Source organism: Nakamurella multipartita DSM 44233, assembly GCF_000024365.1.
GTDB classification, from domain to species: domain Bacteria; phylum Actinomycetota; class Actinomycetes; order Mycobacteriales; family Nakamurellaceae; genus Nakamurella; species Nakamurella multipartita.
In genome coordinates this window covers 872,647-893,726 of sequence record NC_013235.1, presented here as the reverse complement: position 1 = coordinate 893,726, position 21,080 = coordinate 872,647, and the positions used below count along the sequence as shown (strand labels likewise).

At 71.5% G+C, this 21,080-nt stretch carries 17 protein-coding genes, 3 tRNA genes and 1 pseudogene; 12 read left to right on the top strand and 9 right to left on the bottom strand.

Annotated elements, in window-relative coordinates:
- Positions 1 to 96: 96 nt before the first annotated feature.
- From NAMU_RS04035 to NAMU_RS04020, 4 genes are all read left to right on the top strand, one after another.
- Positions 97 to 765: a TetR/AcrR family transcriptional regulator gene (locus NAMU_RS04035; protein WP_015746135.1), complete on the top strand. Its 669-nt coding sequence runs from the start codon at positions 97 to 99 to the stop codon at positions 763 to 765.
- Complete coding sequence (locus NAMU_RS04030) at positions 765 to 2,498, top strand: ABC transporter ATP-binding protein (RefSeq protein ID WP_015746134.1); 1,734 nt, start codon at positions 765 to 767, stop codon at positions 2,496 to 2,498. Before NAMU_RS04035 ends, NAMU_RS04030 begins: the two co-directional genes overlap by 1 nt.
- Positions 2,495 to 4,495: an ABC transporter ATP-binding protein gene (locus NAMU_RS04025; RefSeq protein ID WP_015746133.1), complete on the top strand. Its 2,001-nt coding sequence runs from the start codon at positions 2,495 to 2,497 to the stop codon at positions 4,493 to 4,495. The genes NAMU_RS04030 and NAMU_RS04025 overlap by 4 nt, the downstream gene beginning before the upstream one ends.
- 228 nt (positions 4,496 to 4,723) lie before the next feature.
- Entirely contained in the window at positions 4,724 to 6,199 is a 1,476-nt protein-coding gene (locus NAMU_RS04020) for a DEAD/DEAH box helicase (RefSeq protein ID WP_217180744.1), read from the top strand.
- An 88-nt stretch (positions 6,200 to 6,287) separates the two neighbouring features.
- Here the strand turns inward: NAMU_RS04020 and NAMU_RS29745 are convergent, their stop codons facing one another.
- The gene (locus NAMU_RS29745) at positions 6,288 to 7,244 is read right to left on the bottom strand and encodes a PDDEXK family nuclease (RefSeq protein ID WP_015746131.1); all 957 of its coding nucleotides are present in this window, start codon (positions 7,242 to 7,244) and stop codon (positions 6,288 to 6,290) included.
- A 155-nt stretch (positions 7,245 to 7,399) separates the two neighbouring features.
- Positions 7,400 to 8,398: an enoyl-CoA hydratase/isomerase family protein gene (locus tag NAMU_RS04010; protein ID WP_041368412.1), complete on the bottom strand. Its 999-nt coding sequence runs from the start codon at positions 8,396 to 8,398 to the stop codon at positions 7,400 to 7,402.
- Between the two features lie 134 nt (positions 8,399 to 8,532).
- Between NAMU_RS04010 and NAMU_RS04005 the strand changes: the two genes are divergently transcribed.
- Together NAMU_RS04005 and glpX are read left to right on the top strand one after the other, a co-directional pair.
- Positions 8,533 to 10,023 carry a sugar porter family MFS transporter gene (locus tag NAMU_RS04005; protein ID WP_015746129.1) on the top strand — a complete coding sequence of 497 codons (1,491 nt, stop codon included), beginning with the start codon at positions 8,533 to 8,535 and terminating at the stop codon, positions 10,021 to 10,023.
- A 90-nt stretch (positions 10,024 to 10,113) separates the two neighbouring features.
- Positions 10,114 to 11,104, top strand: a pseudogene (glpX, locus tag NAMU_RS04000) (class II fructose-bisphosphatase).
- Between the two features lie 12 nt (positions 11,105 to 11,116).
- On the opposite strand, the gene NAMU_RS03995 reads toward glpX, so the two are convergent.
- The 3 genes from NAMU_RS03995 to NAMU_RS03985 form a co-directional block, all read right to left on the bottom strand.
- Positions 11,117 to 13,663, bottom strand: coding sequence for an ABC transporter permease (locus NAMU_RS03995; protein ID WP_015746128.1), 2,547 nt, complete (start codon positions 13,661 to 13,663; stop codon positions 11,117 to 11,119).
- 5 nt (positions 13,664 to 13,668) lie between these two features.
- Positions 13,669 to 14,469, bottom strand: coding sequence for an ABC transporter ATP-binding protein (locus tag NAMU_RS03990; protein ID WP_015746127.1), 801 nt, complete (start codon positions 14,467 to 14,469; stop codon positions 13,669 to 13,671).
- 114 nt (positions 14,470 to 14,583) lie between these two features.
- Positions 14,584 to 15,168 (bottom strand): TetR/AcrR family transcriptional regulator, encoded by a 585-nt coding sequence (locus tag NAMU_RS03985; RefSeq protein ID WP_015746126.1) that lies wholly within the window; start codon positions 15,166 to 15,168, stop codon positions 14,584 to 14,586.
- A gap of 48 nt (positions 15,169 to 15,216) precedes the next feature.
- On the opposite strand from NAMU_RS03985, the gene NAMU_RS03980 reads away from it, so the two are divergent.
- Complete coding sequence (locus NAMU_RS03980) at positions 15,217 to 16,209, top strand: alpha/beta hydrolase family protein (protein ID WP_015746125.1); 993 nt, start codon at positions 15,217 to 15,219, stop codon at positions 16,207 to 16,209.
- On the opposite strand, the gene NAMU_RS03975 is transcribed toward NAMU_RS03980, so the two are convergent.
- On the bottom strand, positions 16,121 to 16,621 hold the full coding sequence (locus tag NAMU_RS03975; RefSeq protein WP_015746124.1) for a methylated-DNA--[protein]-cysteine S-methyltransferase: 501 nt from the start codon (positions 16,619 to 16,621) through the stop codon (positions 16,121 to 16,123). The two genes, NAMU_RS03980 and NAMU_RS03975, sit on opposite strands and share 89 nt — an antisense overlap.
- An 83-nt stretch (positions 16,622 to 16,704) precedes the next feature.
- Here NAMU_RS03975 and NAMU_RS03970 point away from each other — a divergent pair, with 83 nt between their 5' ends.
- The 4 genes from NAMU_RS03970 to NAMU_RS03955 all read left to right on the top strand — a co-directional run bounded on the left by NAMU_RS03970 (position 16,705) and on the right by NAMU_RS03955 (position 17,853).
- On the top strand, positions 16,705 to 17,445 hold the full coding sequence (locus NAMU_RS03970) for a lysophospholipid acyltransferase family protein (RefSeq protein ID WP_015746123.1): 741 nt from the start codon (positions 16,705 to 16,707) through the stop codon (positions 17,443 to 17,445).
- A gap of 97 nt (positions 17,446 to 17,542) precedes the next feature.
- Positions 17,543 to 17,615: transfer RNA gene (locus tag NAMU_RS03965), tRNA-Glu, on the top strand.
- Positions 17,616 to 17,659: 44 nt separating this feature from the next.
- Positions 17,660 to 17,733: transfer RNA gene (locus tag NAMU_RS03960), tRNA-Asp, on the top strand.
- Positions 17,734 to 17,776: 43 nt separating this feature from the next.
- Positions 17,777 to 17,853: transfer RNA gene (locus NAMU_RS03955), tRNA-Phe, on the top strand.
- 88 nt (positions 17,854 to 17,941) lie between these two features.
- Here the strand turns inward: NAMU_RS03955 and NAMU_RS03950 are convergent.
- Genes NAMU_RS03950 through NAMU_RS03940 form a run of 3 tightly spaced genes read right to left on the bottom strand, consistent with a single transcriptional unit; the run spans position 17,942 to position 20,044 of the window.
- Positions 17,942 to 18,727, bottom strand: a complete 786-nt coding sequence (locus NAMU_RS03950) for a 2-keto-4-pentenoate hydratase (RefSeq protein ID WP_015746122.1) — start codon at positions 18,725 to 18,727, stop codon at positions 17,942 to 17,944.
- A complete protein-coding gene (locus NAMU_RS03945; protein WP_015746121.1) occupies positions 18,724 to 19,665 on the bottom strand; it encodes a sugar phosphate isomerase/epimerase family protein in 942 nt (313 codons plus the stop codon). Before NAMU_RS03945 ends, NAMU_RS03950 begins: the two co-directional genes overlap by 4 nt.
- A complete protein-coding gene (locus NAMU_RS03940) occupies positions 19,658 to 20,044 on the bottom strand; it encodes a RidA family protein (protein WP_015746120.1) in 387 nt (128 codons plus the stop codon). Before NAMU_RS03940 ends, NAMU_RS03945 begins: the two co-directional genes overlap by 8 nt.
- Before the next feature lie 75 nt (positions 20,045 to 20,119).
- Between NAMU_RS03940 and NAMU_RS03935 the strand changes: the two genes are divergently transcribed.
- The gene (locus NAMU_RS03935) at positions 20,120 to 21,076 is read left to right on the top strand and encodes a LysR family transcriptional regulator (protein ID WP_015746119.1); all 957 of its coding nucleotides are present in this window, start codon (positions 20,120 to 20,122) and stop codon (positions 21,074 to 21,076) included.
- Positions 21,077 to 21,080: the final 4 nt, after the last annotated feature.

Sequence of the window (21,080 nt, the reverse complement as noted above, 5' to 3'; positions counted from 1 at the left end):
ATGATCCTATTCGTCCGGGGGTCATTCGGCGCGCAGGATTTCGCCGGCGATCAAAAGCCATTGCTGAGTGAGTACTCACTCAGCTAGGTTGGCGCCATGCCAGCTCCCCCTGGGCGGGCCGCGCCCCTGCCCCCCGAGGAACGCCGCTCGGCGATCGTCGCCGCGGCGATCCCGTTGGTCTGCGACCACGGCGCCACCGTCACCACCCGGGAGATCGCCGAGGCGGCCGGGATCGCCGAGGGCACGATCTTCCGGGTCTTCCCGGACAAGGACGCGGTGATCCGCGCCGTCGTGGAGAAGGTGCTCGACCCCACCCCGTTCGTCGACGACCTGCGCAGCATCGATCCTGATCGGCCGCTCGAGCACGTCCTGGCCGATGCGGTCGAGTCGATGCGTCAGCGGCTGGCCAGCGTCTGGCGGATCGTGTGGATGCTGCGCTGGGTCGGGCCGCCGGGCAGCGGGGACGAGCAGTCCAAGTACGCCCCGTCGGCGCGCCCGGACATGACCGCGGCCAACGACGCGGTGGCCGAGCTGCTGCTGCCGCATCGCCACCGGCTCCGCCTGCCGCCGCTGGAGGCCGCCCGGATGTTCCGGCTGGTCACCTTCTCGGCGGTGCACCCTGCGATCACCGACGGGAACCCGCTACCCACCGACCAGATCGTCGACCTGCTGCTGCACGGCATCGGGGTCGGCCCCCACCCGCAGGCAACCGAGTCCCCGATCCACCGATGGGAATCCGCCGCCGAACAAGTCGGAGTGTTGTGATGCTGCTCAATCTTCTGCGCACCCACCTGCGCCCCTACACCGGTCCGCTGCTGATCGTGGTGCTGTTCCAGCTCATCGCCACCATCGCCAACCTCTACCTGCCGGCGCTGAACGCCGAGATCATCGACGACGGCGTGGCCAAGGGCGACACCGCCTTCATCGTCTCCACCGGTGGCGTCATGCTGGGGATCACGGTGCTGCAGATCGTCTGCACGATCGTGGCCGTCTTCTTCGGGGCCCGGACCGCGATGGCCTTCGGTCGCGACCTGCGGGCCGCCCTGTTCCACCAGGTCGGATCGTTCTCCGACCGCGAGGTCGCCCTGTTCGGGGCCCCGTCGCTGATCACCCGCAACACCAATGACGTGCAGCAGGTGCAGATGCTGGTGCTGATGACCTGCACCCTGATGGTCGCGGCCCCGATCATGTGCATCGGCGGCATCTTCATGGCCATCCGCACCGATCTCGGGCTGTCCTGGCTGCTGGTCGTGTGCATCCCGGTGCTGGTGATCGCCATCGGGTTGATCGTCGTGCGGATGATCCCGCACTTCCGCCGGATGCAGGCCCGGCTGGACGTGGTGAACCGGGTGCTGCGCGAGCAGATCGCCGGCGTCCGGGTGGTCCGGGCCTTCGTCCGGGAACCGCTGGAGACCAAGCGGTTCGCCCAGGCCAACGCCGAGCTGACCGACAGCGCGCTGCGCGCGGGCCGGCTGATGGCGCTGATGTTCCCGGTGGTCATGCTGGTGGTCAACGTCTCCAGCGTGGCGGTGCTGTGGTTCGGGGCGCACCGGGTGGATCAGGGCGACATCGAGATCGGCGCGCTCATCGCGTTCCTGAACTACCTGATGCAGATCCTGTTCTCGGTGATGATGGCGACCTTCATGGTGGTCATGGTGCCGCGCGCCGCGGTCAGCGCGGACCGGATCAGCGCGGTGCTGAACACCGAGTCGTCGGTGCGGCCGCCGACCCGCGCGGTCGTGCCGGACCGGCGGGAGGGCGAGGTCGTCCTCGACCAGGTCGACTTCATCTACCCGGGGGCCAGCGACCCGGTGCTGTGCGGCATCTCGCTGACCGCCCGCCCGGGGACCACCACCGCGATCATCGGTTCCACCGGCGCCGGCAAGACCACGTTGCTCTCGCTGATCCCGCGCCTGTTCGACGCCACCGGCGGCGCGGTGCGGGTCGACGGGGTGGACGTGCGTGACTTCGACCCGGAGGAACTCTGGGACCGCATCGGGTTGGTCCCGCAGAAACCGTTCCTGTTCAGCGGCACCGTCGCGTCCAACCTGCGCTACGGCAACCCGGACGCCACCGACGAGCAGCTGTGGCACGCGCTGACGATCGCCCAGGCGATGGACTTCGTGGCCGCCATGCCCGAGGGGCTGGAATCGCCGATCACCCAGGGCGGCACCAACGTCTCCGGCGGGCAACGCCAGCGGCTGGCCATCGCCCGGGCCCTGGTCGCCGATCCCCAGATCTACCTGTTCGACGACTCGTTCTCCGCCCTCGACCTGGCCACCGATGCCCGGTTACGCGCGGCCCTGCGCCCGCTGACCACCGACCGAACGGTGATCATCGTCGCGCAGCGGGTCTCCACCATCGCCGACGCCGACCAGATCGTCGTCCTGGAGGACGGCCGGGCGGTCGGTATCGGCCGGTACGACGAGTTGATGACCTCCTGCCCGACCTTCGTGGAGATCGTGCAGTCCCAGCTCGCCGCGGAGGTGACCGCATGACGGCCGAGAAGACGGCACCCGCCGGTGGCGCCGCGCCGGAGCGGCCGGCGTTCGGTCCGCCGCCCCGGCGCGGTCCCGGTGGGGGCGGCCCGATGTTCGGCGGGATGGGCATGCCGGCCGAGAAGTCGCTGAACTTCGGCCCCTCGCTGCGGCGGCTGTTGCGCCGGATGCGCGGCGAGCAGGTGGGGCTGGTCCTGGTCTTCCTGCTCGGCGTGGGCAGCGTGATGTTCGCGGTGATCGGCCCGAAGATCCTGGGCAACGCCACCAACATCATCTTCGACGGCATCGTCGGTCGGCAGCTGCCCGCGGGCATCACCAAGGAGCAGGCCATCGCGGGCGCCCGCCTGGCCGGCAACAGCACGTTCGCGGACATGCTCTCGGCGATGGACGTCGTGCCGGGGGTGGGCATCGACTTCACCGCCCTGGCCCGCACGCTGATGATCGTGCTGGCGCTCTACATCCTGTCGTCCGTCTTCGGTTACCTGCAGGGCTACATCCTCAACGGAGTGGTGCAGCGCACCATCCTGGAGCTGCGGTCCGAGATCGAGGACAAGCTGAACCGGCTGCCGCTGAGCTACCTGGACCGCCATCAGCGCGGCGAGGTGCTCTCCCGGGTCACCAACGACATCGACAACATCTCCCAGACGCTGCAGCAGACCCTGTCCCAGGCGTTGACCTCGCTGCTGACGGTGGTCGGCGTGCTGGTGATGATGGTGATCATCTCGCCGCTGCTGGCCCTGGTGGCGCTGATCGCGGTGCCGCTGTCGCTGATCGTGACCCAGCAGATCGCCAAGCGGTCGCAGCCCAAGTTCATCGTGCAGTGGCGCTCCACCGGTGAGCTCAACGCCCGGGTCGAGGAGACCTACACCGGGCACAGCCTGGTCAAGGTGTTCGGCCGGCAGGCCGACGCCGAGAAGGCATTCGACGCCAAGAACGACGAGCTGTACCGGGCCAGCTTCGGCGCCCAGTTCATCTCGGGCACGATCATGCCGTCGATGATGTTCATCGGGAACCTGACCTACGTGGCGATCGCCGTCGTCGGCGGCCTGCGCGTGGCCTCGGGCACCATGTCGCTGGGTGACGTGCAGGCGTTCATCCAGTACTCGCGGCAGTTCACCCAGCCGCTGACCCAGCTGGCGTCGATGGCCAACGTGCTGCAGTCGGGCATCGCCTCGGCCGAGCGGGTCTTCGAGTTCCTGGACGCCGAGGAGCAGACCCCCGATCCGGACGCGCCACTGACCGTGCACGACTCCCGCGGCCGGGTCGAGTTCGAGGACGTCTCGTTCCGCTACGTGCCGGACAAGCCGCTGATCGACGACCTGTCACTGGTGGCCGCGCCCGGCCAGACGGTCGCCATCGTGGGGCCGACCGGGGCCGGTAAGACCACCCTGGTCAACCTGATCATGCGGTTCTACGAGCTGGACTCCGGCCGGATCACCCTGGACGGGGTGGACATCTCGGCGATGACCCGGGCGGATCTGCGGTCCCGGATCGGCATGGTGCTGCAGGACACCTGGCTGTTCGCCGGCACCATCCGGGACAACATCGCCTACGGCCGGCCGGACGCCAGCGAGGAGGAAATCCTGCAGGCGGCCCGGGCGACCTACGTCGACCGGTTCGTGCACTCCCTGCCGGACGGCTACGACACGCTCATCGACGACGAGGGCAGCAACATCTCGGCCGGCGAGAAGCAGCTGCTGACCATCGCCCGGGCGTTCCTGGCCGACCCCGCCCTGCTCATCCTGGATGAGGCGACCAGCTCGGTGGACACCCGCACCGAGGTGCTGGTGCAGCACGCGATGGCCGCGCTGCGGGCCGATCGGACCAGCTTCGTCATCGCCCACCGGCTGTCCACGATCCGCGATGCCGACCTGATCCTGGTGATGGAATCGGGCGCGATCGTGCAGCAGGGCACGCACGACGAACTGTTGCAGCGCGGCGGAGCGTACGCGGACCTGTACAACGCGCAGTTCGCCGGGGCGGTCACCGCCGAGTAGCCGACCGACCCGACCGGGACCGGGGGTGATCTTGCCGACTGTGGGCGGCAGGACGCCCCCGGTCACGTAGGGTGGTCGAAGGACCGGCCGATTCCGGCCGTCCAGGTCGTTGCTGTGAATGCCTTCCCCGGCATTCCTCTACTCCGCACCGGTATCCCGGATCTGCGAGTCGGCCAGCACCGCGGCCACTCCAAGCGTGACCGATCCGATGGGAACCACCGCACCTTCATGACTACTTCTGTTTCCGCGCGCCCGCAGTCCGATTCGTCCGGCCAGCCGCGTCGCCGGCGTCGCTCCGGCCGTGGCCGGGGCGGCAACGGCTCGATCAACGGCTCGATCAACGGCTCGATCAACGGTTCGGGTGCCGGCGCCACCGGCACTGCGGCCCCGCGCACCGGTCAGGCCCCGCGCAGTGACCGCGCCCCGCGCACGGACCAGCCGGCCCGATCGCGCCGCTCGAGCCGCCCGGCCGGCCCCGCCGCCACCGGTTCGGTCAGCGCCACCGCGCCGGCCGCCGGCGCGGCGATGCCCGCCGTCGAGCCGGCCCTGACCGGCCCCTCCACCGGCTTCGCCGAACTGGGCGTGCCGACCACGTTGCTGCCCGCGCTGACCGCGCTCGGCGCCCCCTCGCCCTTCCCGATCCAGGCCGCCACCCTGCCGGCCACGCTGGCCGGGCGGGACGTGCTCGGCCGCGGCAAGACCGGCTCCGGCAAGACCATCGCCTTCGCGATCCCGCTGGTGGCTCGGCTGACCGGCGGCCGCCGCGTGCCCAACCGCCCGCGCGGCCTGATCCTGCTGCCCACTCGCGAACTTGCCCTGCAGGTTGCCCGCACCGTCGAGCCGCTGGCCAAGGCGGCCGGGCTGCGCACCATGGTGGTCTTCGGCGGCGTCGGCTACGGCAACCAGACCGCCGCCCTGCGCAGCGGCGTTGACATCGTCATCGCCTGCCCGGGACGGCTGGAGGACCTGGTCAACCAGCGCGCCTGCGACCTGAGCGGCATCGAGGTCACCGTGCTGGACGAGGCCGACCACATGGCCGACCTGGGCTTCCTGCCGGTCGTCCGGCGCCTGCTGCGGGCCACCCCCAAGGTCGGCCAGCGGCTGCTGTTCTCGGCCACCCTGGACAACGGCATCTCCGTGCTGGTCAAGGAGTTCCTGTCCGACCCGATCCTGCACGCCGTCGACGACGAGACCTCCCCGGTCGAGGCGATGGAGCACCACATCTTCGCCGTGGACGCGGGCAACCGCGCCCAGGTGATCCGCGAGCTGGCGCAGGGCGGCGGCCGACGGCTGCTGTTCACCCGCACCAAGCACAGCGCCAAGAAGTGGGCCGCGCAGCTGACCAAGAACGGCATCCCCGCGGTCGACCTGCACGGCAACCTGTCGCAGAACGCCCGCGAGCGCAACCTGGCCGCGTTCTCCGCCGGCTCGGCCAAGGTCCTGGTCGCCACCGACATCGCCGCCCGCGGCATCCACGTCGACGGCATCGAGCTGGTCGTGCACCTGGACCCGCCCACCGAGCACAAGGCCTACCTGCACCGTTCGGGCCGCACCGCCCGGGCCGGCGCCGGCGGCACGGTCATCACCGTCATGCTGCCCGAGCAGCGCGACGACCTGCGCAAGCTGATGAAGCAGGCCGGCATCTCCGCCGCCACCGTGGCGGTCGCCCCGGGTCACCCGGCGATCGCCCGCCTGGCCGGCTGACCTCGCCGCTTCGCTTCCCACCGACAGCGTGGAAGAAAGTGCTCGCTCCGGCGGGCCTTTCTTCCACGCTGTCGTCGTTGGGGGGCCCTCAGGCCGCATCCGCGATCCCGCAGCGCGGGCCGCACGGCCGCGGCCGGCCGGCCCAACCGCCGCGCCGCAGGACCTGCCCGACCTGCCCCGCCACCGCGCACGGTCGGGTGGCCACATCCACCCAGCCGAACCGCAGCACCGTCTCGCCGGCCAGGACCAGGCTGTTGTCCCGGCGCAGGTCCCGGAACGCCTCGGTGATCGGGTGCGCCGCTCGACCGTCGAGTTCGACGACCACGGCCCACGTCCGGTAGCGGACATCGTGATACCGGTTCCCCGCGCCCGTCCGGTCGGCTTGATTGCGGGTCGCCGGGGGCAGCGCGTGCGGGCGCTCCACGTCGCGCAGGTAGCGATGCTCCAACGGGGACGCTGCCCCGACGTCCACGTCGGCCAGGATCTGCGCGATGAGCGAGCGCTGCGGGTGCCGCGCCCGCTGCGCCAAGGCCGCGCGCAGCCTCGGGGCGGTCGTCAGCCGACGCTGGGTCGCCCGGGTGAGGACGTCGATGACGCCCTGCGCTTCGGCCGACTCGAGGTGGTCGAGCACCGATTCCTCGATGCGGGTCCGCGCCGGGACCCGACTGGGATGGGTTCGCGCCGCGATCGCCGACGAGCGGTGCACCCGTAGCCCCGGCTGCGGGGCGACCCGACGCGCACTGGGAATCGTCAGGTCGATCGCGCCGGGCGGCTCGTCCACGATTCCGTCCCACCAGAGGGCGGTGCCGTGGCTCAGCGCCGCGCCGGCCCCGGCGTACAGCAGCCCCGCCCACGCGACGGACCGCCGGGAGACCGGCCCGGTGTGGGTGAGGTAGACGCCCGGGAAGAGCACCTGCCACCGCCGGTTGGCCAGGTACCGGGAGACCTGGGACCGGGTCAGCCCGGCCGCGAGCAGCTGCGGCCGGGCGATGACGTCGTCCTGCCCACGCGCGATCGGCGTCCAGCCGGCCAGGTCCGGAACCATCGCGACAGTGTCGGGTGGTGCGGCGCCGCACTCCTCCACCGCTGCCCGGATTGTGGACAACTGCGGCCCCAGCCGGCTCGGTCGCACCGACCGTGTGGAAGAAAAGGCTCGCTCCGGCGGGCTTTTGTTCCACGCCGTCGTGGTTCTCCGGGCCGTCAGCCGGTGAAGAAGGCGTCCACGTCGGCGTCGGAGACGTCGGCGAGGCGGGCCGGTTGCCAGCGCGGGTTGCGATCCTTGTCCACCACCTGCGCGGGGATCCCCTCGGGCAGGTCCGGCCGGGCCATGAAGTGGGCGGCGAACCGCAGGTCCTGGGCGAGCACCTGCGCCAGGGTCATCGAGGCCGCCGCCCGGACCGCGCGCAGCGTCACCTTGACCGACAGCGGCGCCATCCCGGCCAGCGCCTGGCCGGCCGCCTGCGCGGCCGGGTCCGGATGGGCCAGCAGGGCGCTCAGGATCTCCTCGGCCGTGGCGAACGCGTAACACTCGTCGATCCAGCTCGCCTGCTGCAGCGCCCCGGCCGGCGGCGGCCCGGCGAACTCGGGGACCACCCCGGCGCGCAGCGCGTCCAGCAGCGCCGGTCGCGCGTCAGCCGGCACGAAGTGGTCGGCCAGCCCGGCCCGGATCGCGTCGCCGGCGTCCAGCCGGGCCCCGATCAACGCGGCGTGCACCCCGAGCTGGCCGGGCGAGCGGCCGAGCAGGTGCAGGATGCCGACGTCGGGCCACAGCCCGATCAGCGTCTCGGGCATGGCCAGCTGCGAATCCTCCGCGACGATGCGCACCGAGCAGTGCGCGGAGACCCCCAGCCCGCCACCGAAGGTGATGCCGCGCTGGTCGGCCACGATCGGCTTGGGGTAGTCGGCCAGCGCCTTGTTCATGACGTACTCGTCGGCCAGGAAGGTCATGGCCTCGTCGGAGCCGTCCAGAATCGACTGCCGCAGCGCCCGGATGTCGGCGCCGGCGCACAGACCCCGCTCGCCCGCCCCGTCGATCAACACGACGTCGACCGCGGGGTCGTCGGCCCAGCCGGCCAACGCGGCGCGGATGCCGTCGATCATCGGCAGCGTCAGCGCGTTGATCTGCCGCGGCCGGTTCAGCATGATCCGGCCCAATCGGCCCTCGACCCGGATCACCAGGGACTCTTCGGTTTGATTCATCGCGCCACGGTAATCAGTGCACAGGTACTGGATTGCACTCCCGTCACGGTGCCGCATCGATCGCGATGTTCGAGATGCGGAAACCGGCAACAGTGGAATGCTCTCCCCCAGCAAGATCACCGAAAGGGGAGCTCATGGGCGAGCACGGTGGCAGCTTCGACAGCAGCGCATCGATCTACGACGATTCCGACGAAGGCAAGGGCGTCGTCCGGATCGCCTCGGTGGCCGCGCTCGGCGGGTTCCTGTTCGGGTACGACAGCGCGGTGATCAACGGCGCCAACTCGGCCATCCAGGAATACTTCAACGCCGGGGCGCTGGAGCTGGGCTTCACGGTGGCGGCCGCGCTGCTGGGCGCCGCGGCCGGTGCGCTGTTGGCCGGGCGGCTGGCCGACCACATCGGCCGGCTGTCGGTGATGCGCCTGGCCGCGGTGCTGTTCGCGATCAGCGCCATCGGCTGCGCGTTGGTACCCAGCCTGTGGATGCTGATCCTGTTCCGGTTGATCGGCGGCATCGGCGTCGGCGTCGCCTCGGTGATCGCGCCGGCCTACATCGCCGAGATCGCGCCGGCCAAGATCCGCGGCCGGCTGGGTTCGCTGCAGCAACTGGCCATCGTCACCGGCATCTTCATCTCGCTGCTGGTGGACTTCCTGCTCGCCAACGCCGCCGGCGGCTCGAACGCGGACTTCTGGTTCGGCTGGGAAGCCTGGCGCTGGATGTTCTTCATGATGATCATCCCCGCCCTGCTCTACGGCGGGCTGGCGTTGACCATCCCGGAGTCGCCGCGCTACCTGATCGCCAAGCACCGCATTGCCGAGGCCAAGGAGGTCCTCACCGGCCTGCTCGGCCCGCGCAACATCGACGCCAAGATCGAGAAGATCCGGGCCAGCATGGAGCGCGAGACCGAACCGTCCTGGAAGGACCTGAAGTCCACCACCACCGGCCGCATCGCCGGCATCGTCTGGATCGGCCTGCTGCTGTCGGTGTTCCAGCAGTTCGTCGGCATCAACGTGATCTTCTACTACTCCAACATCCTCTGGGAGGCCGTCGGCTTCACCGAGGATCAGTCGTTCATCATCACCGTCATCTCGGCCACCATCAACATCCTGACGACGCTGATCGCGATCGCCACCATCGACAAGGTCGGCCGAAAACCGCTGCTGCTCATCGGGTCGGTGGGCATGACGGTCACCCTGGCGACCATGGCCATCATCTTCGGCACCGCCGGCGAGTGCACCCAGGTGATCGCCGACCAGTGCACCGAGGCCAACGTGGCCGACGGCACGCCGAACCTGTCCGTGGCCATCCTGGGCGCGGCCTCGCCGATCGTCGCGCTCATCGCGGCGAACCTGTTCGTGGTCGCGTTCGGCATGTCCTGGGGCCCGGTGGTCTGGGTGCTGCTGGGCGAGATGTTCCCGAACCGGATGCGGGCCGCCGCCCTGTCGCTGGCCGCGGGCGGTCAGTGGGTGGCGAACTGGATCGTCACCGTCACCTTCCCGCCGCTGGCCGACATCTCGCTGGCGCTGGCCTACAGCCTCTACGCCGCGTTCGCCTTCCTGTCGTTCATCTTCGTCAGCAAGTGGGTGCAGGAGACCAAGGGCAAGCAGTTGGAGGACATGCACGCCTGACGCGTCCCTGGCCGTCGGTCGGGAGCGGCCAGGGCGCGCGTCACCCGCGTTCGACGCGTCCGCGGGCGCGCTCGATGGCACGATCACGGCATGAGCCGGCCCGAACCCGTCCGTTACCAATTGCCCGACCGCAACGTGGGCCTGGACCTGATGCGGGTGACCGAGGCGGCCGCGCTGGCCGCCGGGCGCTGGTCCGGACGCGGTGACAAGGAGGGCGGCGACAGGGCCGCCGTCGACGCCATGCGCGACGTGCTGGCCCGGGTGCCGATGCGCGGGGTCGTGGTGATCGGCGAGGGCGAGAAGGACGAGGCCCCGATGCTGTTCAACGGCGAGCAGGTGGGCGACGGGACCGGTCCGGAGTTCGACATCGCGGTCGACCCCGTCGACGGCACCACCCTGCTGGCCGGCGGCATGCCCAACGCGATCGCCGTGATGGCGGCGGCCGACCGGGGCAGCATGTACGACCCGCGTGGCGTCTTCTACATGAACAAGCTGGTCTGCCCGGCCGGCATCGCCGACGAGGTCGACATCGACGCGCCGGTCGAGCACATCGTGCGGGTGGTGGCCCGTTCGCTGGGCGGCACGCCCGGGGACGTGACCGTCAGCGTGCAGCACCGGCCCCGGCACGAGCAGCTGATCCACGACATCCGGGCCGCCGGCGCCCGGGTCCGGCTGTTCGGCGACGGCGACGTCGCCACCTCCATCGCGGCGGTGCGACCCGGCACCGGCATCAACCTGATGATGGGCATCGGCGGAACCCCGGGAGGGGATCATCACCGCCTGCGCGATGAAGGCGATGGGCGGGGCGATCATGGCCCGGCTGCACGTCCGGGACGAGCACGAACGGCGCCGGGCGTTGGACGCCGGCCACGACCTGGACCGGGTGCTGCGGACCGACGACCTGGTCGCCGGTAACAACACCCACTTCGTGGCCACCGGCATCACCGACGGGGACCTGCTGCGCGGGGTCCGCTACACGCCCGAGGGGGCCGAGACCGAATCCATCGTGGTCCGCTCCCGCAGCGGAACGGTGCGCTCGGTCCGCGGCACCCACCTGCTGCACAAGCTCGCCCGTCCATGATCCTCGCCCCGCTCAGTCGGCGGTGATGGCGCGCAGCACGTCCATCCGGGCCGCTCGGCGGGCCGGCCAGACCGCGGCGAGCACCCCGACCAGCGCGGACAGCAGCACGAACACGGCCAGCTGGCCGACCGGAACCGACAGCACCGACACCCCGTCACCGGACAGGGCCTGCCGCAGGCTGATCCCGAACACCAGCCCCAGGCCGACGCCCAGCACCGCCCCGAGCACCGCGATGGCCACCGACTCGAGCCGCACCATCGACCGCAGCTGGCGGCGGCTCAGGCCGACCGCGCGCAGCAGGCCGACCTCGCGGGTCCGCTCGATCACCGACAGCGCCAAGGTGTTGACGATGCCCAGCACGGCGATGATGACCGCCAGCCCGAGCAGCGCGTAGACGATGGTCAGGATCTGATCGACCGGGGCGCGCTGCTCGGCGGCGAACGCGGCCTGGTCCTTGGCGGTGATCGTCGGCAGGTCGGCGATGGAGGTGTCGATCGCCGCGGTGACGGCCGCCGCATCGGACCCCGGCGCCCGAGCGACGTAAAGCGTCGAGTCGACCGGGCTCTGCCCACTCTGCTGCAGCACGTCCAGCGGCACGATGGTGGATCCGGCGAGCTGGCTGGGCTCCACGACAGCGGTGACCGGCAGGTCGATGGTGCGGTCGGCGAACGTCAACGGCAGCACGTCGCCGACGTGCCAGCCCCGCTGCGCCGCGCGGTCGGCGCCGACCACCACCCCGCCGCCGTCCAGGCTGCCCTCGCGCACGGTCAGGGTCACCATCCGGCCGTAGCCGGCGACCTCGGTTCCGGTGAGGAAGGTGTCCTGCCCGTCGATCCGGGCCTGGCCGTAGCGCACCGGCACCACCTCGGCCACACCCGGCACGGCCGCGATCCGGCCGGCGATGTCGGTGGAGAACGGCATGCCGATGGCGTTGGACACCACGTAGTCGGCCCGCAGGTCCGAGCCGATCAGCTCGTCGACGCTGGCCTTGGTGGACTGACCCAGCACCGCCATCGCGCTGACCAGGGCCAGCCCGATCATCAACGCGGAGGCGGTGGCCGCGGTGCGGCGCGGGTTGCGCCGGGCGTTCTGCCGGGCCAGCACGCCCACCGGGCCGAACAGCCGCGGGAACGGTGCGGCGATCAGCCCGACGATCGGCCGGCCGATCACCGGGGCGAGCAGGGCCACCCCGACGAAGACGGCCAGCACGCCGATGCCCAGCGCGGTCAGCCCGCCGTCGGCGGCCAGCGACCACCCCATCAGCCCGGCCCCGACGGCGGTGAGCATTCCACCGGCCACCAGCCGGCGGCGCATGGACGACTCGGGCATGGCCACGTCGTCGCGCATCGCGGCGACCGGCGGGACCTGCGCCGCCCGCCGGGCCGGCAGGTAGGCGGCCAGCAGGGTGATCAGCACGCCCACCGCGTAGGCGACGGCGACCGTCCGCCAGGCGAACACCAGCCCGGCTCCGGACAGGTCCAGACCGATCGCGCCGAACAGCGCCTTGAGGCCAAGGGCCAGGCCGAAGCCCAGGGCCAGGCCGATGGTCGACCCGACCAGGCCGACGACCAGCGCCTCGATCAGGACCGAGCGGGTCACCTGCCGACGCGAGGCGCCCAACGCCCGCAGCAGGGCCAGTTCTCGGGTCCGCTGAGCCACGATGATCGAAAACGTGTTCAGGATGAGGAAGGTCCCGACGACCAGGGCCACGGCGGCGAACACCAGCAGGAACGTGGTGATGAAGGACAGGCCCTGTTCCAGGCTGCTCTGGCTCTCGGCGGCGATCTGCGCATCGTCCAGCGCCTCGAAACCGGTCGGCAGCGCCGCACCGACCTCGTCCCGCAGGCCGGCGTTGGACACCGAACCGTCGCCGGTGACGGCGATGTCGGTGAACGCGTCCTGCCCACCCAGGTACAGCCGTTGCGCGGTGGCCGCGTCCATCAACACCAGGGTGGCGCCGATGGTGTTGCCGGTCTGACCGAAACGCACCGTGCCGACCATGGTTCCGCGCACCGTCGGCTCGGGACCGGCGGTCACCAGGGTGATCTGGTCACCGACGGCGTACCCGGCGGCCGCGGCGGCCTTGTCGTCCAGCACGAACTCGTCGGGGCCGGCCGGCGCCCGACCGCCGGTGAGGGTGACGATCGGCGAACCGTCGGCGGCCGGCCCGTCGGTGAAGGTCAGGCCCATCCCCGGGGCGCCGCCGCCGCTGCCGACGACCTTGCCGTCGCGGCCGACGATGAACGTGCTCTGGTCGGTGATCTGACCGTCCACCCGGGCCACCCCGGGGCGCGCGGCCAGGCCGGCCAGCAGGTCGGCGGGCACGGTCCGCGAATCCGGCCCGGTGAAGCCGTCCCCGCCGGCGGCGGACGCGGTGTGCACCGGCCGGACGGTGACGTCGGGGGCGGTCTGCCGGAACAGGTCGGTGAAGCTGCGGTTCAGGGTGTCGGTGAAGACGAACGTGCCGGCGACGAACGCGACCCCCAGAATGATCGCGAAAGCGCTCATCCCGAGCCGGAGTTTGTGGGCCAGCAGGCCTTTGAGGGTGACCTTGAGCATGACGGTCAGCCCTTCGGCCGCGCGGCGGGCGCGTCGAAGTGCTTCATCCGGTCCAGCACCCGGTCGGCGGTCGGCTGCGCCATCTCGTCGACGATCCGGCCGTCGGCCAGGAACAGCACCCGGTCGGCGTATCCGGCGGCGTTGGGATCGTGGGTGACCATCACGACGGTCTGCCCGAACTCGCTGACCGAGCGCCGCAGGAAGCCCAGAACCTCGGCGCCGGCGACGGAGTCGAGATTGCCGGTCGGTTCGTCGGCGAACACGATGTCCGGCCGGCCGGCCAGCGCGCGAGCGCATGCGACCCGCTGCTGCTGCCCGCCAGAAAGCTGACTGGGCTTGTGGTCCAACCGGTTCCGCAGACCGACGGTGTCGATCACGGTGTCCAGCCAGGCCTGGTTGGGCTTGCGCCCCGCGATGTCGATCGGCAGTGTGATGTTCTCCAGCGCGGTGAGCGTCGGCACCAGGTTGAAGGCCTGGAACACGAAGCCGATCCGGTCCCGTCGGATCCGGGTCAGCTCCTTGTCCCCCAGCCGGGTCAGCTCGGCGTCACCGACGAACACCGAGCCGGACGAGGCACTGTCCAGCGCGGCCAGGCAGTGCATCAGCGTCGATTTGCCCGACCCGGACGGGCCCATGATCGCGGTGAACTGGCCCGGCCAGAACTCGACGGACACCCCGTCCAGGGCGGCCACCTGGGTGTCGCCGGATCCGTACACCTTGTGCAGGTCGACCGCCCGCGCGACCGGGACGAGCGCCGGCCCGTCCGCGACGGCCAGGCCGCCGGAATCCGATGCGGCGTGAGTCATGGCTTCTCCCATGGTTTTCGACAGATGTTCAGGACCGTTTCCGACGGTAGGTCCGGTATGGGTGTCGACACCATCAGGATTGCCCCCGGTAGCCGGTCGGGGTAACCCCCTGAGTCAGCCCCGGTCCGGCGCCCCCGCCCCGGACTCCACCGCGGCCCGGACCAGCGCGATCAGCTCGCCCTGCACGTCGTCCAGCGGCCCGATCTCGCCGAACGCCCGGGCCAGCCCGACCGCCCCCTCCAAGGAGGCGATCACGGTGCGGGCGACCGCCGGCGCCCGGTCGGCCGGCACCCCGTCGTCGACCAGCACCTCGATCAGTCCGGTCGTCCAGCGATCGAACACCGCCCGAGCGGTCGCCCGGTGCCGCTCGTCCTTGGCCACCGCCGCGGCCAGCACCGGGCAGCCCGCCTGGAAGTCACTGCGCAGCAGGATCCGGCGCCAGGCGAACAGGACCCACCGCACAATGTGCTCGGTCCCCTTGCCCTGGGTGGCGGCGATGCTGCCGGCCACCTGGTCGCCGACATAGTTGACCGCCTCGTCCACCAGCGCGGCCTTGCCGCCCGGGAAGAAGTGATAGGTGGATCCGAGCGGAACCCCCTCCTGCTCGGCCAGCTCGCGCAGGCTCATCGCGTCCACCCCGCGCCGGCTGATCATCCGCGCGGCCCCGGTCACCATGCGCGCTCGCGTGTCGTTGGCCATGCCGGCAATTCTATTGCCCTGCTATGACAGTTGTCATATCCTTCCGTCATGGCTCTCTATGACACTCGTTATAACGAGACGATCGCCGCCGACGACGGCCGGTTGCTGCGCGCGACCTGGTTCCCCGCCCGCGACCCCCGCGGTGCGGTCCTGCTGGTCCCGGCCATGGCCACCCCGGCCTCGTTCTACCGGCCGCTGGCCGCCTGGCTCGCCGAGTCCGGGTTCCTGACCCTGACGTTCGACTACCGCGGCACCGGCGGGCGGGCCGAGCTGCGAGCCGAGCGGGGCGACATCCTGCGCTGGGCGGGCGATGCCGCCAGCGCGCTGGAGGCCCTGGTGGAGCGGGCCGACGGGTTGCCCGTCACCTGGCTCGGGCACAGCCTGGGCGCCCAGATCCTGCCGTTCGCCCATCACGGGCTGATCGACCAGGTCATCGCGGTGGCCAGCGGCAACGGCTACTGGCGGCACAACGTGCCGGCCGTCCGCCGGCGCGCCCCGGTGTTCTGGCGGACCGTGGTCCCGGCGGCCATCGCGACCGCCGGCTACTTCCCCGGTCGCCGTCTCGGGATCATCGGCGACGTGCCGGCCACGGTCATGCGCCAGTGGGGCCGGTGGTGCCTGTCCCCCGGGTACTTCGAGGTCGACGTGCCCCGGATCCGTGACCGGGCCGCCCGGGTGACCACCCCGATGACCAGCATCTGGTTCACCGACGACGAGTTGGTGACGGCGACCGCGATCGACACCCTGGACGCGCTGTTCGCCGGCACCCCGGTCGAGCAGCTGCGCCTGGACCCGGCCGGGTTCGGCCTGACCCGGGTGGGGCACCACGGATTCTTCCGGGAGCCGAACCGGGAGCTGTGGGCCTCGGTGCTGGCGCCCCGGCTGGCCGCGTTGCCGATCCTGGACCTGGACCCGGCCTCGGATCGGGACCCGGGCTGGGCCGGCGACGGGCTCAGAACAGCGTCGGTCGCCGATCCCCGGCCGGCTGTTCCAGCTGCAGCAGGAACGCCTTGCGGGCCAGCCCCCCGGCATAGCCGGTGAGCGACCCGTCGTGACCGACCACCCGGTGGCAGGGCACCACGATGGACAGGGGGTTGCGGCCATTGGCCGCCCCGACCGCCCGGGCCAGACCGGGATCGCCCAGCTGCGCGGCCAGCTGGCCGTAGGTGCGGGTCTGGCCGTACGGGATGGTGGTCAGCAACTGCCACACCTTGCGCTGGAACTCGTTGCCCCGGGGGGCCAGCTCCAGGTCGAAGGAGGTCCGGACGCCGGCGAAGTACTCGGCCAGCTGGTCCCGGGCGGTCGGGAACGCGTCGTCGTCGCGGGGCCCGAAACCGGCCGCGTCGGGCCGGCGGGCGTGGTCGGGGAAGTAGATCGCCGCCAGCACGTTCTCGCCGCCGGGGCCGCCGACCAGGGTGAGTTCGCCCACCGGGGTGTCGACAACGGCGTACATGCTCCCATCATGACCTCTCACCTCCAGTAGACGTCGGGACGGCCGCCGACGTGAGGTGGCGAGGCGGTTGGCAGGATCAGGTCATGAATGACCCGCCGGCCCGCCGATCGCGCCCCCGGATCCTGGACGCCGTGCACTGGCCCCGGGAGCGGCCGGTCCGCACCATCATCGCCTTCCTGGGCATCGCCCTGGGGGCCAAGATCGTGCACCGGGTGCACTTCGAACGCGGCGACCACATCCCGGCCACCGGTCCGGCGATCATCGTGGCCAACCACATCTCCGAGACCGAGACCCTGGCCCTGGCCCGGCTGGTCACCGGACACCATCGGTTCCCGCACTTCCTGACCAAGGCCGAGGTGTTCAGCTGGCCGGTCGTCGGGTGGATCATGCGCAGCGCCCGGCAGATCCCGGTCATCCGCGGCACCGCCCGGGCCGGCGAGTCCCTCACCGCGGCGGCCAAGACGCTGCAGCGCGGCCAGGTCGTCTGCCTGTACCCGGAGGGCACCCGGACCCGGCAGCCGGACCTGCGACCCGGGCCGGCCAAGACCGGGGCCGCCCGGCTGGCGCTGGCCCATCCGGACGCGCCGGTCATCCCGGTCGGCCTGTGGGGGCCGCGGCCCGGCAGCAAGCAGTTGTGGCGGCGGCATGCGGTCCGGCTGGTCGTCGGTGAACCTGTCGACCTGTCCGCCTGGGCCGGCCGGGACCAGGACCCCGCGGCCGTCCGGGCGGCCACCGAGGTGATCATGGCCCGGATCCTGCGGCTGACCGAGACCGCCCGCGGAGCCGCTTTCGAACCGCTCGACCCGGGGCCCGTCGACGGCTGAGCCGGGGTCGGGGTACCGTTTTGGCGAGCCGCAGCATGTGCCGTATGCTTTCCAAGCTCCCAACGGTTGCCGTTGGAGGCTGGGTTGCCAAGGCCAAGCCCCCATCGTCTAGTGGCCTAGGACGCCGCCCTTTCAAGGCGGTAGCACGGGTTCGAATCCCGTTGGGGGTACGGGTTCTTCGACCAGCTATGGTTGGACGGAGAGCTTGCACCATGGCCCCGTGGCGCAGTTGGTTAGCGCGCCGCCCTGTCACGGCGGAGGTCGCGGGTTCAAGTCCCGTCGGGGTCGCAGTACGGGCCCGGTCCACTCAGTGGACCGGGCCCGCAAACTTGGCCAGGTAGCTCAGTCGGTACGAGCGTCCGCCTGAAAAGCGGAAGGTCGCCGGTTCGATCCCGGCCCTGGCCACCACGCATCAACCAGCACGCGTCCACCAGCACGCGTCAAGCGGTGCAGCCACGGCCGCCCTGCCCGGCCGGCCGTGACCCGCCGCACCCGGTCAGGCGCCGGCCACCTCGATCACACCGAGACCGTCGAACTCGAACGTCACGCTGCCACCGGGCACCACCGGGACCGGCGCGGTCACCCCGCCCGAGAAGATCAACTGGCCGGCCTTGAGCGATTCGCCCTCCAGCGCCAGCTGATTGGCCAACCACGCGACCGCGGCCGCGGGGTGACCCATCACCGCGGCACCGGCCGCCGTCATCGTCACCTCGCCGTCGACCCGGACGATGCAGCCGAGCAGATCCAGCCGCAGTTCGGTGGCCGGGCGGGCCACCGGCCCGAGGTAGAAGGCGCCCGCGCTCGCGTTGTCGGCGACCACGTCCTCCAGGGTGAACTTGAACCCCTCGTACCGGGAATCCAGCACGTCCACGGCGCCGAAGACCACGTCGGTGGCGGCCAGCACCGAGCTCACCGTGGCCGGTGCGGTCACGTCCTGCTTGAGCAGGAAGGCGATCTCGGACTCGACCCGCGGATGGATGAACCGGTCGAAGGGGATGGGGTCGCCGTACGTCGCGAGCATGGAGCTGGTCACCCGCCCGTACAGCGGGCAGTCCACGCCCATCGCCCGCTGCTTGTTGCGGCTGGTCAGGCCGAGCTTGTAGCCGACCAGCTGCTCGCCGGCGTCCAGCTTGGCCTGCACGAAGGCCCGCTGGGCGGCGTAGGCGGTGCGCACGTCGAGATCGGGGTGGCTGGCACTGAACTGGGCCACCTCGGTGCGGTTGCGCTCCCCGGCCAGCAGGACCTGCGCGATCTCGTCGGGGGTGATGCTCGTGGTGCTCATGCGTTCTCCCTGGATACCGGTGCGGGACGGGTGGGACCGTCCGATGATGGTGCCGGAACCGCCGGCGGGGCGCCGGCAGCGGTCAGGACGGCGCGGGCCGCCCGGGCGGCCTGCGCGGCCGCCTGCTCGATGGGCAGGCTGCGGAACTCGGGGGTGTTGACCTCCACGCACCAGGGCCCGGTGAATCCGGTGCGCAGCACCGCCCGGACCAGCCCGACGACGTCGAGCTCCCCCTCGCCCGGCAACCAGCGAGCGGCCCGGGCGTGGGTCAGGAAATCGTCGTGCACCCTTGGACCGTCGTTGAGCTGAACGGCGACGATCGGACCGGTCAGCGTCACCGGGTCTCCTCCGTTGTTGAGGTAGTGCCAGATGTCGACGAGCTGACCCACGTTCGCCGAGGCCGTCCGGCTGAGCAGGTCCGGGACGGTGCCGGCCCCGGCCAGCACCGACCAAGGGAAGCCCTCGACGGCGAGCAGCAGATCCCGCTCGGCCAGCCGGCGGGCCAGCGCATCGAGCCGGGCCGCGGCCGCATCGAGGTCGAGTGGCCCACCCGACTCGGCCGGTCCGCCGAACTCGCCGGTGCTGACGTGGCGGCCACCGAACGCGTCGGCCACCGCCTCGATCCGGTTCACCAGCGCGTCCAGCTCGGCCGGATCGGAATCCGGCCGGGCCCATCCGCCCAGGAACTCGATCTCCACCACGCGAAGCCCGGTCCGGGCCAACACGGCCTGCATCCCGGGCACGTCCAGGCCCGCCGCCACGGTCCGCGGCAGGTCGTCGACGTGCAGCCCGATCCCGGTGAAGCCGGCGTCGGCCGCCGCCTCGCAACGCGCGGTGAACGAGTGGCGCGGCGGCTGCCCGAAGCCGGACCCGGTCAGCGTGAAGAAGCTGGCGACCAGCTCGTACCCGCCGCCGGCGGCCCCGGCGAGGTCAGCCACGGAAGGCCACGACCTCGACCAGGTACCGGGCGTTCTCCCCCGGCCGGCCGAAATCGGTGGCCTCGATGGCGGAGCGGGCGGGCCGGTGGTCGCCGAACCGCTCGGCCCAGACCTGATTGAAGACCGGCCGGTCCCGCTGCAGGTCGCGCATGACGATGCCCACCCGCACCACGTGGCTCAGGTCGGCCCGGGCGGCGGCCAGGATGGCGCTCAGATTGGCGAACAGCTGCTCGGCCTCGGCCCGCGCATCGGCCGGGATGGCATGCCCGTGCGGCTCGGCGCCGAACAGGGCCGAAACGTAGATCCAGCCGCCGGCCTCCACCGCCTGGGGCACCGGGCCGGTGTGGGAGGGGGCGTCCGGCGTATGGATGACGATCATAACGGGCGACCGTAACCAGCCACCGGTCATGTCCGCAATGCAATGGCTGGAATCCCACTATTGCCTTAGGCAATGATGGCCGAGAATGACCGGATGGAACCCGGCCTGCCCGACGTCAAGCTGCTGACCCTGTTCGACGTGCTCTACCGCACCCGCAGCGTGACCCGGGCGGCCGAGCAGCTCGGCCTGAGCCAGCCGACGGCCAGCATCTGGCTGGGCCGGCTGCGCGACCAGCTGGGCGACCCGCTGTTCGTCCGCACCCCGGCGGGCATGTCCCCCACCCCCCGGGCGGACACCTTGATCGTGCCGGGCCGGGAGATCCTCGAGTCGCTGCGCCGATTTGCGCACTGGGACACCAGCTTCGAGCCGGAGACCACCGAGCGCCAGTTCCGGATCTGCATGACCGACGCCAGCCACATCACGCTGCTGCCGACGCTGCTGGTCGAGCTGCGCCGGCAGGCCCCGCGGGCCCGCCTGGTCGCCACCGGTATCGACAAGCGCACCGAGCAGGCCCTGCAGTCCGGCGAGGCGGACCTGGCCATCGGGTTCGCCCCCTGGCTCGGCCCCGGCATCCGGCGCCAGGAGTTGTACGCGCAGGACTGGGTCTGCCTGGCCAGCCGCCGGCACCCGCGGATCCAATCGCCGCTGACCCTGGCCGACTACCTGGCGGCCGACCACGTGGCCGTCCCGTCGGGCACCGGCAGCAACCTGCTGGACGAGGCCCTGGCCCAGGAACGGACCACCCGCCGCGTCGTGCTGGAGCTGCCCGGGTTCCTGGGCCTGGGGGTCGTCATCGGCCGCACCGATCTGCTGGTCACCGTCCCCCGGCACATCGGCGAAACGCTGGCCCGGGCCAGCGGGCTGACCGTTCACCCGTGCCCGCTGCCGGTCGAGGGATTCACCGTCGGGCAGCATTGGCATCCCCGCTACCACGAGGACCCCGGCAACCGGTGGCTGCGCAACCTGGTCGCGCGGCTGTTCCTGGCCGACCGCCCCACCCCGGCGCCCGGCCCCGCCCAGCAGAGCAGTTGATCAT